Annotated in this window: 11 protein-coding genes; 10 read left to right on the top strand and 1 reads right to left on the bottom strand. The window is 43.1% G+C overall.

The features are described 5' to 3' along the window. The first annotated feature begins 278 nt into the window (after positions 1–278). The gene (locus tag I6E83_RS12185) at positions 279–806 is read left to right on the top strand and encodes a DUF6586 family protein (protein WP_197102259.1); all 528 of its coding nucleotides are present in this window, start codon (positions 279–281) and stop codon (positions 804–806) included. A 166-nt stretch (positions 807–972) separates the two neighbouring features. Here I6E83_RS12185 and I6E83_RS12180 read toward each other — a convergent pair whose 3' ends face one another. Continuing rightward, positions 973–3,576, bottom strand: coding sequence for a penicillin-binding protein 1A (locus tag I6E83_RS12180; RefSeq protein ID WP_197102258.1), 2,604 nt, complete (start codon positions 3,574–3,576; stop codon positions 973–975). Positions 3,577–3,769: 193 nt separating this feature from the next. On the opposite strand from I6E83_RS12180, the gene I6E83_RS12175 reads away from it, so the two are divergent. The 9 genes from I6E83_RS12175 (at position 3,770) to gltB (ending at position 17,557) form a co-directional block, all read left to right on the top strand. Next, positions 3,770–4,825: a pilus assembly protein PilM gene (locus tag I6E83_RS12175; protein ID WP_197102257.1), complete on the top strand. Its 1,056-nt coding sequence runs from the start codon at positions 3,770–3,772 to the stop codon at positions 4,823–4,825. Further along, positions 4,825–5,478 (top strand): PilN domain-containing protein, encoded by a 654-nt coding sequence (locus tag I6E83_RS12170; RefSeq protein ID WP_197102256.1) that lies wholly within the window; start codon positions 4,825–4,827, stop codon positions 5,476–5,478. Before I6E83_RS12175 ends, I6E83_RS12170 begins: the two co-directional genes overlap by 1 nt. Further along, the gene (locus I6E83_RS12165; RefSeq protein ID WP_197102254.1) at positions 5,475–6,194 is read left to right on the top strand and encodes a type 4a pilus biogenesis protein PilO; all 720 of its coding nucleotides are present in this window, start codon (positions 5,475–5,477) and stop codon (positions 6,192–6,194) included. Before I6E83_RS12170 ends, I6E83_RS12165 begins: the two co-directional genes overlap by 4 nt. Then, a complete protein-coding gene (locus I6E83_RS12160; RefSeq protein WP_110924105.1) occupies positions 6,194–6,727 on the top strand; it encodes a pilus assembly protein PilP in 534 nt (177 codons plus the stop codon). Before I6E83_RS12165 ends, I6E83_RS12160 begins: the two co-directional genes overlap by 1 nt. A gap of 26 nt (positions 6,728–6,753) precedes the next feature. Continuing rightward, positions 6,754–9,063 carry a type IV pilus secretin PilQ gene (pilQ, locus tag I6E83_RS12155; RefSeq protein ID WP_197102252.1) on the top strand — a complete coding sequence of 770 codons (2,310 nt, stop codon included), beginning with the start codon at positions 6,754–6,756 and terminating at the stop codon, positions 9,061–9,063. 191 nt (positions 9,064–9,254) lie between these two features. After that, positions 9,255–9,821, top strand: coding sequence for a shikimate kinase AroK (gene aroK / locus I6E83_RS12150; protein WP_197102250.1), 567 nt, complete (start codon positions 9,255–9,257; stop codon positions 9,819–9,821). Positions 9,822–9,907: 86 nt separating this feature from the next. After that, complete coding sequence (gene aroB, locus I6E83_RS12145) at positions 9,908–11,011, top strand: 3-dehydroquinate synthase (RefSeq protein ID WP_197102248.1); 1,104 nt, start codon at positions 9,908–9,910, stop codon at positions 11,009–11,011. A 129-nt stretch (positions 11,012–11,140) separates the two neighbouring features. Beyond that, the gene (locus tag I6E83_RS12140) at positions 11,141–12,223 is read left to right on the top strand and encodes a hypothetical protein (protein WP_197102247.1); all 1,083 of its coding nucleotides are present in this window, start codon (positions 11,141–11,143) and stop codon (positions 12,221–12,223) included. An 834-nt stretch (positions 12,224–13,057) separates the two neighbouring features. Next, positions 13,058–17,557 (top strand): glutamate synthase large subunit, encoded by a 4,500-nt coding sequence (gltB, locus tag I6E83_RS12135; RefSeq protein ID WP_413787068.1) that lies wholly within the window; start codon positions 13,058–13,060, stop codon positions 17,555–17,557. Positions 17,558–17,694 lie beyond the last annotated feature (137 nt).

Below are 17,694 nucleotides of genomic sequence, written 5' to 3'. Positions count from 1 at the left end.
GCCTAATGCTATATCTAGTAAGCTAATAAGTCTTAATATAGCGCCGCTATTTTTTAGCTGATATACTTTCTAGCAAGATTGCTCCAGTTATTGTCGGTGAACTACTAAATCGCTACGGCGTTACCCTCCATAGATGTACTACTTGTACAATCTGCAGTCGGCTGCTTTGTACCCATTTTAGAGTTCTTTGACTATAGTAGTACACTCAAGAAGTCATATCATAAGTGGTGTCTCTTTTCACTGGTCATATTTATGATTAATATAAGGATAAGTAGAAAATGGCAGGTAAAACCCGCGTTGCCAAGTATCAAGCTGATCGAACCAATCAAAAACTTTATTTTTGCCGTCTCTCTTGCCAATCAGCAGGAAGTACCAACGATAAGCAGTTGTATCAAGCACATTGTGAGACTGCTATTTTTCATCTATACGGGGCTTTTCTTGCATTTACTCAAGAGCTTGGTTATTTCTATAATTTGAATATGCCAGCACCAACATTGTCAGATATTGAACGAGCCTTGAGTGAAAGTACGCAAGTATCTCCTGAGATTCAGCGTCTGCAACAGCTACAGCAGCAAGGATTTTTGGCCAATATAGAGCGTGCTTATCAGCGCTGTCTTTATGCGGTACCACCAGATACAGTCGTTGATGAACAATTAAGCAACGACACTAAGCAGTCGTCGGATCTTATTGTTAATGTGGTTACTTTATCGAACCAATGGTTACCAGATGAATCGACAATACGTGAATGGCGTCAGCAGTTTTTAGAGCTGATTGAACAGCTTCGTGCTGGAATGGTTGAGTTTTAGAAAATCTACCAGTAGAGTGGTGTAAGTTTGGTGTTGATAGAAAAGCTGACTGATAAGCTTCGTGAAGTAGGAGATCATTGCTATAATTTCCAGATATAAAAAAGCCTGTTTAGAATTGTCTAAACAGGCTTTTTTATATTCAACATCAGTTAGTATTTTAGATAGTTTACTCTGGCATCGGTGGAAGCGTTTCAACTGGTGTCACCGAGAGAGGATTTTGCGGTACGACATCATTATTACGGCGATTCTCTGATCTTGAGTTATTTGATTCTGCAGCAGGTTCAGATGACAATTGCGTCCGCTGTTGTGTTTGCGTAGAAACTGGTTTCTCAGATGTATTGTCGTCAGCCTTACTGGTTCTTGCCGTTTTTTTCTTTTGTCTGGTAGATGTAAAACCTTTATCATTAGGCACCCACTGACGAGGCGTATCTTTAAGCTGGGCTCTCATAAAGTCCATCCAAACAGGTAATGCTGCTACACCACCGTATTCGTGACGACCCATAGTTGTTGGTTGATCAAAGCCCATCCATACAACCGTTGCATTGGTAGGGTGGAAGCCTGCAAACCAAGCATCTTTAGCATCGTTAGTAGTACCTGTTTTTCCACCAATATCATCGCGTCCTAGTGCTTTTGCACGTACTGCTGTACCACGCTGAACAACGTCACGCAAAATATCTGCCATATCAAAAGCAACTCTTGGTTTCAATATTCGAGGAGCTTGTTTGGCCAATCCATACTGAACCGCAGGTGCTTTTAAACGATCCGCTTGTGGGCTAGCATCATAGACACTTAAGTCGATGGCTTTATCATTTTGTTCAGTATCTTCTACATCTTGTTCTGCAACAATTACTTCGCTGTTGGCCGCTTTGCTCTCGTCTTCAATCGACTGATTATAATTTTCGATTGACTCTTTATTACGCTTTTCGAGATCTTTATTGAAGCATTTGGCACATGCTTGTTGTGGGTTCGCCTGAAATAATAGGTTATTACTATAATTATAAATTTGTTCGATAAAATAGGGTTGTACACGATGGCCACCATTGGCAAAAGTTGCATAGGCAGTTGCCATCTGTAGAGGTGTTGCTTGCCCTGCACCCAGTGCTAACGATAAAGTGGTTGGGAGCTTCTCTTTATCAAGGCCGAATTGATCTAATAAGTTACGGGTATCAGCGATACCAATGGCTTGTAATAGACGAATAGATACTAGGTTACGAGACAAATAAAGGCCACGGCGTAGAGTGATATCACCCAAGAAGCGTTGATCGGAGTTTTTAGGTTTCCATTCACCGACTTGAATAGGACTATCTGAAACAATAGTATCAGGACGATAGCCTTTTTCTAGAGCCGCTGTATAGACAAGTGGTTTAATGATGGATCCTGGTTGACGCCAGCCTTGTAAAGCTCTATTGAACTTACTATGATTAAAATCAAAGCCACCAACTAAAGCATTAACGGCACCAGTCGCTGGGTTCAATGAGACTAGACTGCTTTGGATTTTGGGCACTTGCGCTAGCTGCCAATTACCATTGCTAGTTGGAATTAGGCGAATAATATCGTTCTTATTGACTATTTGGCTGGCATTGCTGGGAGCATAGCCAATACGATTAGCAGAGATGTATTTACTTGCCCAGCGCATGCCTGACCAATTAATGGTTACATTCTCACCTGAAGGCATGACGGCATCAAAACTACGAGAGTTCACCTTAGTCACTTTGGCGGGCGACATATTGCTATAGCGACGGAAGTTTTCTAGCGGTTCATCATTCGCTTCAGCACCTCGCCACCCATGGCGATGATCGTAAGCAACGAGACCTTTGAGGACTGCCGCTTCCGCATCTGTTTGTGCTTTACTATCAACCGTAAGACGCACACGCCAACCACTTTGCATGACTTGTTTGCCGTAGCGTTGAACTAAAGTAGAGCGCGTCATTTCTGCCAAATAGGGCATATTGACGTCCAGCTTCTCTTTATAAAGGTTAATACCAATAGGAGAGGCGATCGCTTCATCACGCTGTGCTTTAGTAATATAGCCTAACTCATGCATACGCCCGATAATCCAGTTACGGCGAGTTAATGCACGTTCAGGATTGGCCACAGGGTTGTATTTAGACGGTGCTTTTGGCAGACCAGCTAACATTGCCGTCTCAGCAATAGTGAGGTTATCTAGTGATTTACTATAATATTTTTTGGCAGCGGCACGGACACCGTAGGCACCCTCACCTAAATAGATTTTGTTGACATAAAGCGTCAGAATGTCATTTTTGCTTAGCTCGTCTTCAATCTTACGCGCTAAGAACAATTCAGTTAACTTACGATTTAAAGTACGTTCTGAACTTAAAAAGTAGTTTTTGGCGACTTGCATTGTAATGGTAGAGCCACCTGTTTGGCTGTTATCATCGGTAACCGCTTCAGTCACGGCGCGCCCCAAACCTTTGATGCTAATACCACTATGTTGAAAAAAAGAGGCATCTTCTGCTGCTAGAAAGGCATGAGTAAGGTCTTCAGGAATATCTTCAAAAGTAATCGGTAGTGATAAGCGATTGCCATACTGACCAATTAGTTTGTTATCACTACTATATATTTGTAGTGGCATTTCTAACTTCGCCGTCTTAATCTCTTGAGTGCTAGGCAACGTTGGCGATAAATACATCGCCATACCGTAAAAACCGATAGGCACAGCAAGGGCTAAGATAACGGCTAATGCTAAACAGGCGACAAAAAGCCCTACCAAAAAATGAATTAGTCGGGCGGTAGCATTTTTTTTGATCATAAGAAGACTTATCAATTAAAATTTGCAACAGATAATGTATTATACCTTGAACAAAATAGGCAGGTCATAATAAATGTGTAAGTTAGACTGAATAACTTATTTAAATGCTTGAATCTATCTATTAAGTAAAGTATTGTATTCAATTATTACAAATAACTATCAGATTGTACACTTAATATAAGGTATAGAGTTTGTGAGGCTATTTACTTCCAAAAGTCAACATTTGATTGGTCTGGATATCTGTGCCACTTCAGTGAAGTTGGTTGACATACAGCGCCAACAAGGCATGTTTCATCTAAAATCTTATGGCATTGAGAGACTGCCGGAAGGTGTAGTCGTCGATAAACTTCTCTTAGATACGGAAGCGGTTGGTAATACGATTACCAGCTTAGCTAAACGTTGTCATGTTACTGGTGCTGACGCTGCTACAGCAGTCTCAGGGTCAGCTGTGATTACCAAAATCATTGACATGGATACCACGTTAAACGATGTAGAGCGTGAAGCTCAAATACGTTTAGATGCTGATCAATACGTGCCTTATCCGTTAGAAGACGTTAACTTGGACTTTGAAGTTTTAGGTCCTTCTTTGGCAAGTGATGAGATGGTGCAAGTGCTACTTGCCGCATCTCGCTCGGAAAATGTTGACCAACGAGTTGACGCATTAACCTTTGGTGGCTTGAAAACTAAGGTTATGGATATCGAGTCTCACGCCATTGAACGTGCTTTTGGGCTTATGGTAGATAACTTACCAAGTAACCCAGAACTGGTTGCATTGGTTGACATTGGGCATAATCAAACGACTCTATATGTCGCTAAAAATGGCGAATTCATATACAGTCGTGAGCAGTTGTTTGGTGGTGTTCAGTTGACAGAAGCGATACAAAATCGTTATGGACTATCTGCTGAAGAGGCCGCGATTAGTAAGCGTGAGCGTACATTACCTGACGATTACTACCTCGATGTGCTGACTCCTTTTATGGAAAATACCATTCAGCAAATCACTCGCTCATTACAGTTTTATTTCTCCTCAAGTCAATATAGTAGTATTGATCATGTAGTGTTAGCTGGTGGCAGCAGCTCTATCGCTGGTCTTGCAGGTATGGCACAACAAAAACTGGGTGTGACGGTTAGTATTGCTAATCCTTTTGCCAATATGACTATTGCGCCAAATATTGATAATGAGCAATTAACAATTGATGCACCAAGCTTAATGGCCGCGTGCGGTCTTGCGTTAAGGAGCTTCGACTAATGGCTCGTATTAACCTCTTACCCTGGCGACAAGAAGAACGCGAACGTCGCAACAAAGAATTTATAACGTTGGTAGTTGCGGTGATTTTGCTTAGCCTGTTGGCTGCATTTGCTTCATGGAGCTACTTTAACAATGCACTTGCTGAGCAGCGTGATGCGAATGCCTTGATAGAACAAGAAAACGTTCTTTTGGATACGGCATTGGTTGAAATTGATAGCTTAGAACAGCGCCGTGAAGATATTATCTCACGTATGCAGGTTATTCAGGACTTACAAGGACGACGTCCTGTACCTGTACGTCTATGGGACGATCTTGCTAAAGCTATGCCGCCTGCGCTTTATTTAAACAATCTAAAACGTGAAGGTGACACACTTACTTTAACAGGTCGTGCTGATAACCCTTATGTTGTATCAAGATTGATTCTAAATCTTGATAATAGTAAGTGGATGGGTGATTCTGCAGTGAGCAACATTCAACAGAATATTAGCGCTTATGAATCCGCACCAGTGCTTAACAATACCGTCACTAGTGGTGAGAGCTCTCGTCCTGTTTATCCTGAAGACAGCTATGTTCAGTTTGTGGTAACGACTAAAGTTCAGTCGGAGACCGCCGCACCTGATGATGCCAGTACTGGGCCTGGAGGTGAGTTATGAAACTTAGCCGTAAAAAAAGCCTAATCAAAACCAAAAAAACTGCCTCGAAATCAAAGAAACAGTTTGATTTACAGGAGTTTCGTCGCAGTTTCGAATCGTTAGATTCAGACAACTACGGCAGTTGGCCGCTACCCGTAAAAGTCACCGTAATTGGTCTTATCATCACGCTTATAGCAGCACTATCGTGGTCGCTACCGATTAGTAGCAAAATTGATGAGATAACCGCTGCTGAAAGCCAGCAAAATACGCTGCTTGAGAGCTACCGTGAAAAAGAATCACGTGCGCGTCATTTAGAAGCATATAAAGCACAAGTTGTTCAAATGGAAACAGAGTTCAATACTTTATTGGATCAGTTACCAAAAGATACTCGTGTGTCAGAGTTGGTAGAGGGTATCAATATGACAGGTGTTGGCAGCAATATACGCTTTCAAGATATTTCTGTAGAACCTGAAATTGAGAATGAGTTCTTTATTGAGCAGCCTATTCGTATCGCAGCTTTAGGTGAGTTTCATCAGTTTGGCAGCTTTATCAGTGGTCTTGCAGCGCTACCACGAATCATTACGATGCACGATTTCGAAGTCAGCAATCCGAAGCCAACCTTAGATGTCTTACCAGAACTTAATTTGGTACTGAACACAAAGACGTATCGCTCGAAAGAAGCTGATCCTGAGGCTGTTGATACGGTCGCTACTACTGATAATGCAGGAGGCAACTAATGACTATTCAAAAACTGCCTATGCTACTGGCTTTAAGTGTTGCTGTTTTATCAATGACAGGATGTGCTGATCGTATTGGTATGGCAGAGCAGGCAATGACGGACATCCGTAATAAGCCTGCAAAGCCCATCGATCCACCGCCCAAAGCTGAGCTTGTAGAAGACTTTGTCTATAGCGCCAGTGCACAGCGTAGCCCATTTTTGCCACCTAGTCTGGTCAATACACAAGGTCCTAGCACTTCTATCGATGGTGTTCGTCCTGACATTACCAGAGTAAAAGAGCCACTTGAGCAATATGAATTGTCACAACTGGTCTTTCGCGGCGTCGTTGTTTCACCTGAAGGTCAGCGATATGCGTTAATACAACGTCCTGATGGTTCAGTCGCGAGCGTTAAAGTAGGTGATTATCTTGGAGTAAATGACGGCCGTATTGTTGAAATCACGCCGACTCAGATTAACTTGATTGAAATTGTGCCAGACAGCCGCGCAGGGTTTGTTGAAAAACCCCAGTCGCTGGTTTCCCCTATAAGCTAAGTCGGCAGATTTTTGAGGAATAAATAATGACAGTACGCAATAACAAGGTAATGATGATGAGCAACCGCGTAACTTCTGCTTTTGCCATTTCAGCATTGGCAATCAGCATGGTAGCAGTGAGTAACAGTGCCCATGCTGCACAGCGCATTAATAATGTCTCTGTGGTACAAACTGCTCCAGCAGTAACGCAAATACGTTTAGGATTTGCAGGCGTGCCAGTATTACCTGCAGCCTATCAGCTTGATGATCCTAGCCGCTTGGTACTAGATTTTGAACAAGTGCAAAATGGACTTGCAAGCCGCTTTAGCGAATATAATATCGGTATGGTAAATGATGTTACTACCTTAAGTAGTGACAGTACCACGCGCCTTATTGTTGGTTTAAAACAGACAGGTACTTATACGACGACGATTGACGGTAATGATTTAGTATTGACCATTACTGATCCTAGCCGTTCAGGGAAGACTAATGACCCTGTCCAAGACGTACTTAATAATACAATCACAACGACACCGATTGTAGAGACGAGTAGCGCATATACCGCTGTTGATACAGCCAATAAGACTGTGACTAAAAATCAAGTACCAGCCGATACGATGGTTGTCAGAGTTAACCCACTGCTAAGTCCACAACTTGCTGCTTCGCAAGTAAGAACGCAATATAGCTATGATGGCCTAAGTGCAGTTAATTTTGCAGCAGGAAAAGATGGTGGTGGTAACGTCAGTATCGCCCTGACTAATGAGGCCATTCCAGTTGACGTACAACGCCAAGGCAATAAATTGGTAGTAAACCTAACTGGTAGTACAGTGCCTAGAAACTTATTACGCCGTCTGAATATTAATAGCGGTCTTGTTAATAGTATTGATACCAAAAACCAAGGTCAAAATGGTGTCATTACTATCAATATGACTGAAGATTATGAGTATCAAGCCTATCAGTCGGGCAATCAACTAAATATTAGCATCAATAAGCCAGCATTATTACGTGAGCCGACGCTTGAAGAGCGAGTATATAGTGGTGAGCCTTTGTCTATGGAATTCCAAGACGTTGAGATTCGCAGTGTCTTAGATATCCTAGCTCAGTTTACTGAAATGAACATTGTGGCTAATGATTCAGTCTCTGGCAATATTACTTTGCGTCTTATCAACGTACCGTGGGATCAAGCGCTTGATATCATCTTAAAAAGTAAGAATCTAGGTAAGCGTGAAAACGGCAATGTAATTTTGGTAGCGCCTGCTACTGAACTGGCTGAGCAAGAAGCGAAAGAGCTTGAAGCACAGCAAGCGGTTGACTCATATTCGCCACTGCGCACTGAGTACATTCGTTTAAGCTATGCCAAAGCGCAAGATGTTTTGACGCTGATTTCTCAAGGTAGTGGCTCATCGGGTGGTAGCAATACTGGCAACTCTAGTGATAGTAATAGTCTATTGTCTAACCGTGGTACAGTAACGGTAGATAACCGTACCAATACTTTAATTATCAAAGATGTGGCTGATAGTATTGAAAATATTCATAAACTGATTGCAAAGATTGATGTTCCAGTTCGTCAAGTCATGATTGAAGCGCGTATTGTCAGTGCTTCGGATAGTTTCAGTAAAGAAATTGGGGTAAGTTGGGGTATCTTGTCTGATGGTGCTGCTAGTAACAGCAGTTTATTGGTTGGTGGTAGCGATCAAACCTTATGGGATCTCAGAGATTTTGACATAGACAGTGATGCTGGTACGGTTTCATACGATATTACTCGTCCTGATAACTTAAACGTTGATCTTGGGGTTTCTGATCCTGCTGGTAGTATTGCGTTTGGTTTGCTTGGTTTGTCAGGTTATACACTAGACCTTGAGTTATCAGCCATGCAAGCGGATAATCGTGGTGAAGTAATCTCTACGCCTAAGATTTTGACCGCAGATAAGCAAACGGCCAAAATCTCTTCTGGTACGCAAATTGCCTATCAAGAAGCATCGGCAAGTGGTGCGACCACAACTAGCTTTATAGAAGCTGCACTTAGTTTAGAGGCGACACCGAACATCACACCTGATGGCAAAATCAGTCTAAACTTAAACATCAAAAATGGCGCGCCAACGGTTTATAATGGCGCCGTGGCCATTTCTGAAGATTCTATCACGACCAATATCATCGTAGAAGATGGTCAAACAGTTGTACTTGGTGGTGTCTTCAAAAACCGTATCGCTGACGGCGTAGAAAAAGTACCATTCTTAGGTGATCTGCCTTATGTTGGTCGCTTATTCCGCAAAGATACCCGTAGTAATGAAAAAGAAGAGTTATTGATTTTCATCACCACTAAACTGATTAATGATGGTGTTAGTCGTTTAGATTAATGATGATATTAGGTATGTAAAGCAAAATTCATACTTTGTGATTTCACAAAAGAAAAAAGCAAGCCTAAGAGCTTGCTTTTTTCTTGCCTTATTTTTACTATTAGCCAAGTTTTACTGGTAATAATAAAGCCTCATTACTAGCCAGAATATCGATGACGTTGTATGATAGCTAATTTAACTGAGTAAGTATTATGGTTGAGGAATTGCCATCGGTGTTTTTAGTAGGACCGATGGGAGCAGGTAAGACGACTATCGGTAAATTGCTTGCTAAGCAGTTAGGTCGCACCTTTGTAGATAGTGATTGGTATGTTGAATCGCAAACAGGCGCTGATATTGCTTGGATATTTGCTAAAGAAGGTGAGGCAGGCTTTCGTGAGCGTGAGACACGGGCTATCGATGAGCTGACCCAAAAAAACCAAATCGTATTAGCGACTGGTGGCGGTGCCGTTATGTGTGCTGAAAATAGAGCGTTTTTACAGCAACGCGGTATTGTGGTTTATTTAAATGCGCCCGTTGATGTGCAGATGGCCCGTACTGCTAAAGATAAATCACGCCCATTACTACAGCAGCCTAATCCTAGAAAAATACTGCAAGACTTATATAGCAAACGCGATCCACTATATCGTCAAGTCGCCCATATTATTATGCCAACCGGACATACTTATCCCCGTCATATGGTCAGTCAGCTCTTACAGCAATTAGCGTCGTTTAATAACTCTGCGACGATAACGCCAGAACATAACGAAAATGAATCATAAGTCATAAGAAACCAATAGCACCTCAATTATGATTACTCACATTTAGCGACTTTCATCTCATTCACAATGCTTAAGGAGTGTTGGCAATGCCACTGTTTCATGATGGTTTGACCGTTCATACGCAAAGTCATGACTATCCAATTGTCATTACTGAAAACACTGCGATAGATAATAGCAGTATGGCAAAACAGGTAGCGCCATATATTAGTGGTCGCCAAGTACTGATTGTCACCAATGAGACGGTAGCGCCTTTGTATCTAATTGCGTTAGAAGAAGCGTTGACAGAGCAGTTTACGGTTAGAGTCTGTGTACTGCCAGATGGTGAACAATATAAAAATCAAGCCAGTATCAACCAAATTTATGATGCATTGATGGCGGAGCATTTCAATCGAGACGTCACGCTTATTGCGTTGGGTGGTGGCGTCATTGGTGACATGACAGGTTTTGCTGCAGCAAGCTTTATGCGTGGGGTAAATTTTATCCAGATTCCAACGACGCTTTTGTCGCAAGTGGATTCAAGTGTGGGTGGCAAGACGGGTATCAATCATCCTCAGGGTAAGAATATGATTGGCGCTTTTTGGCAGCCACAAATGGTGCTTGCTGATATGAGTACGCTCAAAACTTTGCCTGCTCGTGAACTATCAGCAGGGTTGGCTGAGGTCATCAAATATGCGCTCATTATGGATGAGGCATTTTTGACCTGGCTTGAGGAAAATTTACCTGCAATGATGGCATTAGATTTGGCTGTACTTGGCGAGGCGGTCAAGCGTTGTTGTCAGTATAAAGCGGATGTGGTTGCACAAGATGAGAGAGAGTCCGGTGTGCGTGCGTTGTTGAACTTTGGTCATACCTTTGGTCATGTGATTGAAACGCATCAAGGCTATGGTAATTGGTTGCATGGTGAGGCTGTTGCTGCAGGTATGTTACAAGCTGCCGAGCTGTCACAAAAAATTGGCTGGTTAACGGTCGAGGAAGTCGCTCGTATTAAACGTATTTTAACATTGGCAAATTTACCCACTACCGCACCACCTATTGATACACAGACTGCTTTAAATCTGATGGGGCATGATAAAAAAGTGAAACAAGGACAAATTCGCCTTATTTTGTTAAAATCACTGGGTAAAGCTGTATTGACCGATGATTTTGATGCCCAGCTTTTGACAGAAGTATTGTCACAACAGAGCGTATAATGTATCAAAAAATCAGCCTTCATAAGTGCATGCTAAAATTAAGCGCTTATAAGAGCTGATTCACAGTAATGCTAATGGCCTGTGCATCTATTTAATGCAGTCAATTTTATTTTTACCAAGGATATTCCCATGGCAGCATCAAGACCGACGCCGCGTAGCGCTAGCCAATCTTATCGACGTCAAGCATTGATCTGGCTGGTAGTGACTTTGCTGTTAGGCGTACTAACGGCTCTGATTTGGATGTTTAGTCAAACGCCAGCGATGGGTGCTAAAATTGAAAATGCGCCAATATCCGCACCGGAAACGCTGAGTACTGAGCTTGAGCAACCTTTAAAAATTGAATCGTTGCATGAGCTAGATACGGATGTACAGCCACTCAGTTTTGATGCAGCGATTCAAGACTTGCGTAATTATCCCGATGAATTCAAAGACAAGGGGTATTTGCTGGCCAATAAAGGTAAATGGACTGTGCAGGTAATGAATGTCGCTGAAAACGATGTGATTATCAGTTATCTAGAAGGTCGCAAAGACCGTAACAAATTTGCTTATTTCCGTTATCTCGATGATGAAAAGCAGATGCGTTATATGCTGACTTATGGACTGATGAGTAGTCCACAGGAAGCGGTTGGAGCAGCCAAGCTTATCGACTTTAGATTACCTGCTGATGTGCGTGTGTTACCAGAAGAAATTAATCGATATGTTGGTATTATCGATAACTACACGCGTGCTGATCCAATGAAAGATTTGAGCACCAAACGTACTCGCTCTATTGACTTAAAACCGACTAAGCGTGAAGTACCAGTACGTCAGAAAAAACCAGTTGCTGAGACCGCAGAAAGCAACACAAATGGCAATGAAAGCATTCGTCAGTCAGCGGATACCTCTGACACCTTGTCTGTTAATGAGCAGCGTACTGTGGTGAACGAAGAGCAATCATCGTCTGTTACGACGACGAAAGATGATAGTGCTACTAGCAAAGCTGAGCAGGATAACAAAAAGCCTGCATCAGGTGCTGACACCACTCCCCCAAAACCTCCAGTAGTGCCAACACCGAAACCACCAACTGCTAGGCCAAAGTCACCAGTAGTACCAGCAGCTAAGACACCGAGTACGGCTAATAGCACAAATTCTAGTAACACAACTGCTAATGCCAACACTCCTAAAAACGGTAATGACAGTATAAAAGCACTGATAGAAGCCAAAAGTAATTAATATTTAATCATCATCATAAAAAACTCACTAATGAATAATTAGTGGGTTTTTTTATGGGGCGTCATATAGCATTTTATTAACATCAAAAATAAGGGCTTTGATGGGATAAGCTCAAATTAATTATTTCAGCCAAACATGGTAATAGCTACTTCACATTAAGTTTTGCACACAGTTTTTAGTTGTCTTATAACCAATAGTAATAAGTTCTCTTACAAAATATGGTTGATGAATCCGTAGAAAAGACTAGATTTTTTGGTCATCATTAACTAATATAACTGTGGGCGACGTTCTGTATAGTTATCGTAAAAACTACTTATTTAACAGTCAATTAGTAAAATCCCACTATTTATAAAATAGGTTACTAATTATTTTGGCTCAAGCGCTGCTACTTGTTATGCATATTCAAGCGATCACAAGTAGAGCAACCTCTCTTATTGTCACCCTTTATTAGGGTTGATAACGCGCTTGAATACAGAGCGTCAGATATTCAAGATTAATCAAATGCATTGTTATTAACTATTCAGCTAATTGGTTTTAAGTGCTGGACGGGGTTTAATAACAAGCGATACTCAAGATAACGATATGACGTTATTGGTAACTAGGTAATTGGTATACAGGGCAGTACTTTCTCTCGCTGCCAACGGCAATTACTTATTATCTATTAAGACGCTAATTATTTATTGAGACAGATGCTATCCGTTAAAAGAGTTGAAGGTTTGACCTTACTCTTAATGCATAATGTCTATGAGCGTTGCATCATTTATTGAATCCTATATACGAATATTAACTATCAGCCCGTTCTGCTTACGGGGACTAGCTTATGTGCCGCATTGGATGTATAGGCAACCCGTTTACTCAAAAGGACCAGCTATGTCAATGATCTCCTCGCAAACTCACCTGGCTACGCCAGATGACTTTTCTGATAACTGTGGTTTTGGTTTGATTGCTCATATTGAAGGGCAAGCCAGTCATGATTTGGTAAAAACAGCTATTCATAGTCTAAGCTGTATGACTCACCGTGGCGGTGTTGCTGCTGATGGTAAAACTGGTGACGGTTGTGGTTTATTACTGGCCACGCCTACTGAGTTTTTTAGAAAGATTGCTGCTGAGCAACAATTAGCCATCACCGAAAACTTTGCGGTTGGTATGGTGTTCGTCAATTTAGATGAGGCTAAAGCCAAGCATAGCCAGCAAGTGCTAAGTGATGAGATTGCAGCACAAGGATTAGAGGTCGCTGGCTGGCGTGACGTACCGCTTGACCTTAGTATCGTTGGTGAGATTGGCCGTGAGACATTACCGGATTTCAAACAGATATTCGTCAATGCCCCTGATGATTTGGCTGCGGATGACTTTAACCGTAAGCTGTTTGTGGCACGTAAAAAAGCAGAGCAGCAACTGATTGATGATGAACTATTCTATGTTTGTTCATTGAGCTGTCAGACTATTATCTATAAAGGTTTGGTGATGCCATCAGACTTGCCAGCGTTCTTTTTAGATTTGCAAGATGCGCGTTTGGCGTCACATATTGTGGTGTTCCATCAACGTTTTTCGACCAATACTTTACCGCGTTGGCCATTAGCACAACCATTCCGTTATCTCGCTCACAATGGTGAATTGAATACCATCACCGGTAACCGTAACTGGTCTGAAGCCCGTACGCCAAAGCTAAAGTCAGACAAACTGCCTAACTTGAATGAATTGACACCGTTGGTCAATAGCAGTGGCTCTGATTCATCAAGCTTGGATAACATGCTTGAAGTACTTATGTCAGGTGGCATGAACTTATTCCATGCGATGTCGATACTCGTACCGCCAGCGTGGCAGAACGTTGATAGTATGGATATGGACTTGCGCGCCTTTTATGAGTTTTACTCGCAGCATATGGAAGCGTGGGATGGCCCTGCTGGTCTGGTCATTCAAGATGGACGCTATGCCGTCTGTATGCTCGATAGAAACGGCCTACGTCCGTCACGTTGGGTAACGACTAAGAATGGCTATATCACTGTCGCCTCTGAAGTTGGCGTTTGGGATTATGACCCTAAAGATGTGTTAGCAAAAGGGCGTGTCGGTCCAGGTCAGATGCTGGTCATTGATACGCTGACAGGTCAGATTTTAGATACTAGAGCCATTGCTACCTTGCTCAAAAAAGCGCATCCATATCGTAAATGGTTACGCGAAGAAGCGACCCGTATCCGTGATGACGAGCGCCTAGAAGAAGAGTTAGCAGCGCAATCATGTCGCGGCGATCAGCTAAAAACATTGCAAAAGATGTATCACATCACCAATGAAGAGCGTACTGAAATCATTCGTCCCAACGCCGAAAATGGTCAAGAGCCTGTTGGTTCGATGGGTGATGATACGCCAATGGCAGTGCTATCACAGCAAATTCGTCATGTCGGTGATTTCTTCCGTCAGCAGTTCGCGCAGGTGACCAATCCACCGATTGACCCATTACGTGAATCCATTGTCATGTCGCTACAGACTTGCTTGGGTGCTGAGACCAATGTGTTTGCGCCGTCAGCGCGAGACGCTCATCGTATTATCTTATCATCGCCAGTATTGTCAGCCAGCAAGATGCAGCAGCTCGAAACCTTGGATGACCCAGCGTTCAAGATGGCTCGTATTGATTTAAACTACGATCGTACTCTAGGGTTATCAGAAGCTATCACCGCTATTTGTGAGCAAGTGGCAACTACTATTCGTGCTGGTAATACTTTAATCGTATTGTCTGACAGAGACATCGATGCGGATAAAGTACCGGCCAATGCCATTATGGTGACTGGTGCCGTGCATCACTATCTTATTGGTCAAGGTATTCGTACCGATGCTAACTTAATCATTGAGACGGGCTTAGCTCGTGACTCGCATCAAGTAGCGGTATTGATTGGCTTTGGTGCGACCTGCGTGTATCCGTACTTAGCTTATGATGTCATTGATGATTTGGTGGCAACTGGTGAGCTGCTCGGCGATCCGATTCAGGCGCGGGTTAATTTCCGTAAAGGCTTGGATAAAGGACTGCTAAAAATCTTATCAAAAATGGGTATTTCTACCATTGTTTCTTACCGTGCTGCTCAATTGTTTGAAGCAGTTGGCCTCTCAGAAGAAGTGGTCAGCTTATGTTTCAAAGGCGTGCAAAGCCGGATTAAAGGCGCTACCTTTGCTGACTTGGCCGCAGATCAAGCACAATTGGCAGCCAATGCCTTTAAGCGTCGTGCACCGCTTGATCAAGGTGGTCTGCTCAAGTTTGTCTTTAATAAAGAGTACCATGCCTTTAATCCAGACGTGATCAACAGCCTACATACGGCTGTACGCACTGGTGACTATGAAAACTACCGCCGCTATGCAGATCTGGTCAATAGTCGTCCAGTCGCCACTTTACGTGACTTGTTAAAGTTAAAAACTGACAACTCCATCGATATAAATGATGTCGAAGATATCTCTAAAATCCTGACGCGTTTTGACTCCGCTGGCATGTCACTAGGTGCCTTGTCACCTGAAGCGCATGAATCAATTGCTATGGCAATGAACACCATTGGTGGTCGCTCAAACTCTGGTGAGGGCGGTGAAGATCCAGTACGTTACGGCACGTTGCGTAACTCGAAGATTAAGCAAATTGCTTCTGGTCGTTTTGGGGTGACACCTGCGTATCTACGCTCAGCAGAAGTCATGCAGATCAAAGTCGCTCAGGGTGCCAAGCCGGGCGAGGGTGGTCAGCTACCTGGTGGTAAGGTCAACGCTCTGATTGCACGCTTGCGTTATTCAGTGCCGGGCGTCACATTGATTTCACCGCCGCCGCATCATGATATTTATTCTATCGAAGATTTGGCGCAGCTGATTTTTGATTTGAAGCAAGTCAATCCTGATGCTTTGGTCTCTGTGAAGCTGGTATCACGTCCGGGCGTTGGAACTATCGCCACAGGCGTGGCAAAAGCCTATGCCGATCTAATCACTATCTCAGGCTATGATGGCGGCACAGCAGCCTCTCCGCTGTCCTCTATCCATCATGCAGGCTCACCATGGGAGCTAGGTCTGGCAGAGACTCATCAGTCGCTACGGGTCAATGGACTACGAGATAAAGTACGTGTGCAAACTGATGGCGGTCTAAAGACAGGCCTTGACGTGGTCAAAGCGGCCATTCTTGGCGCAGAAAGCTTTGGGTTTGGTACCACGCCGATGATTGCGGTTGGTTGTAAATATCTACGTATCTGTCATTTGAATAACTGCCCAACAGGCGTTGCTACCCAAAAAGCCAAGTTACGCGATGAGCATTTCATTGGTGAAGCAGAGATGTTGATTAACTTCTTTAAGTTTGTGGCAACTGAAACTCGTGAGTGGCTAGCGGCACTTGGTGTCAGTAGTATGGAAGAGCTGGTCGGGCGTACTGACTTACTTGAAGTGCTAGAAGGCAATACTGACAAGCAGCGCCATCTTGATTTAACACCGTTATTGTTTAGTCATCCAGCGAGTGCTGGTAAAGCACAAACCTGTCAAGTAGAGCGCAACGAGCCATTTGATAAAGGTTTGCTAGCTGAACAAATGGTTAGTGATATGCTGCTTAATATTCGTCAAGGAATAGGCGGTGATTATAGTTACTATGTCGGTAACTGTGATCGCTCTATCGGTGCCCGTATTTCTGGTGAAATTGCACAGGTATGGGGTAATCTTGGCATGAGTGACATGCCAGTGAGATTGCATCTGACTGGTACTGCAGGGCAGAGTTTGGGTGTTTGGAACGCAGGTGGTCTAAATATTGAACTCGAAGGCGATGCCAATGACTATGTCGGTAAAGGAATGGCAGGCGGTGAGATTGTCATTTATCCACCGAAAGATTCAGTCTTTACTGCGCAAGATACCGCCATCATTGGTAATACCTGCCTATATGGTGCAACAGGTGGTAAGTTGTATGCAGCGGGTACGGCAGGCGAGCGCTTTGGTGTTCGTAACTCTGGCGCACATGCTGTCATCGAAGGCACTGGCGATCATTGCTGTGAATATATGACAGGTGGCATCGTCACTATCCTTGGACGCACAGGCCTTAACTTTGGGGCTGGTATGACAGGCGGTTTCGCTTATGTTCTAGATATGGATGGTGATTTCTTTGACCGCTGCAACCATGAGCTGATCGATCTTAACCGTATCTCAAGTGAGCAAACTGAGGAACATCGCATTCACTTGCAACAAGTGATTGAAACGCATGTAGCTAAAACAGGCAGTGCATGGGGTCAGACGATATTAGATGACTTTGAACACTACGTTCGTAAGTTTTACTTGGTAAAACCAAAAGCGGCGAACATTGCAAGCCTTCTTAAAACGACAATGGCTGATCCGCAATAGTGTGATTGCCGATATATTTTAAGATACGTTTTAACTCACAAGTTTTAAGCAGGTAAGTGACAGCAATGATATTCATATCTTATATGTCAAATGAATCAGTCATCAAAGGCTGTCACCGCCCACTATAGAGAGATAGC

The organism is Psychrobacter sp. SZ93C1, from assembly GCF_015864635.1.
Classification (GTDB): domain Bacteria; phylum Pseudomonadota; class Gammaproteobacteria; order Pseudomonadales; family Moraxellaceae; genus Psychrobacter; species Psychrobacter fozii.
The sequence above is the reverse complement of the archived record's forward strand: the minus strand, read 5'-3'. Positions and strand labels throughout refer to the sequence as shown.

Coding starts and splice junctions, on each gene's coding strand:
- I6E83_RS12185 (WP_197102259.1), top strand. CDS start 279: ATGGCAGGTAAAACCCGCGTTGCCAAGTATCAAGCTGATCGAACCAAT.
- I6E83_RS12180 (WP_197102258.1), bottom strand. CDS start 3,576: ATGATCAAAAAAAATGCTACCGCCCGACTAATTCATTTTTTGGTAGGG.
- I6E83_RS12170 (WP_197102256.1), top strand. CDS start 4,825: ATGGCTCGTATTAACCTCTTACCCTGGCGACAAGAAGAACGCGAACGT.
- I6E83_RS12165 (WP_197102254.1), top strand. CDS start 5,475: ATGAAACTTAGCCGTAAAAAAAGCCTAATCAAAACCAAAAAAACTGCC.
- I6E83_RS12160 (WP_110924105.1), top strand. CDS start 6,194: ATGACTATTCAAAAACTGCCTATGCTACTGGCTTTAAGTGTTGCTGTT.
- pilQ (WP_197102252.1), top strand. CDS start 6,754: ATGACAGTACGCAATAACAAGGTAATGATGATGAGCAACCGCGTAACT.
- aroK (WP_197102250.1), top strand. CDS start 9,255: ATGGTTGAGGAATTGCCATCGGTGTTTTTAGTAGGACCGATGGGAGCA.
- aroB (WP_197102248.1), top strand. CDS start 9,908: ATGCCACTGTTTCATGATGGTTTGACCGTTCATACGCAAAGTCATGAC.
- I6E83_RS12140 (WP_197102247.1), top strand. CDS start 11,141: ATGGCAGCATCAAGACCGACGCCGCGTAGCGCTAGCCAATCTTATCGA.
- gltB (WP_413787068.1), top strand. CDS start 13,058: ATGTATAGGCAACCCGTTTACTCAAAAGGACCAGCTATGTCAATGATC.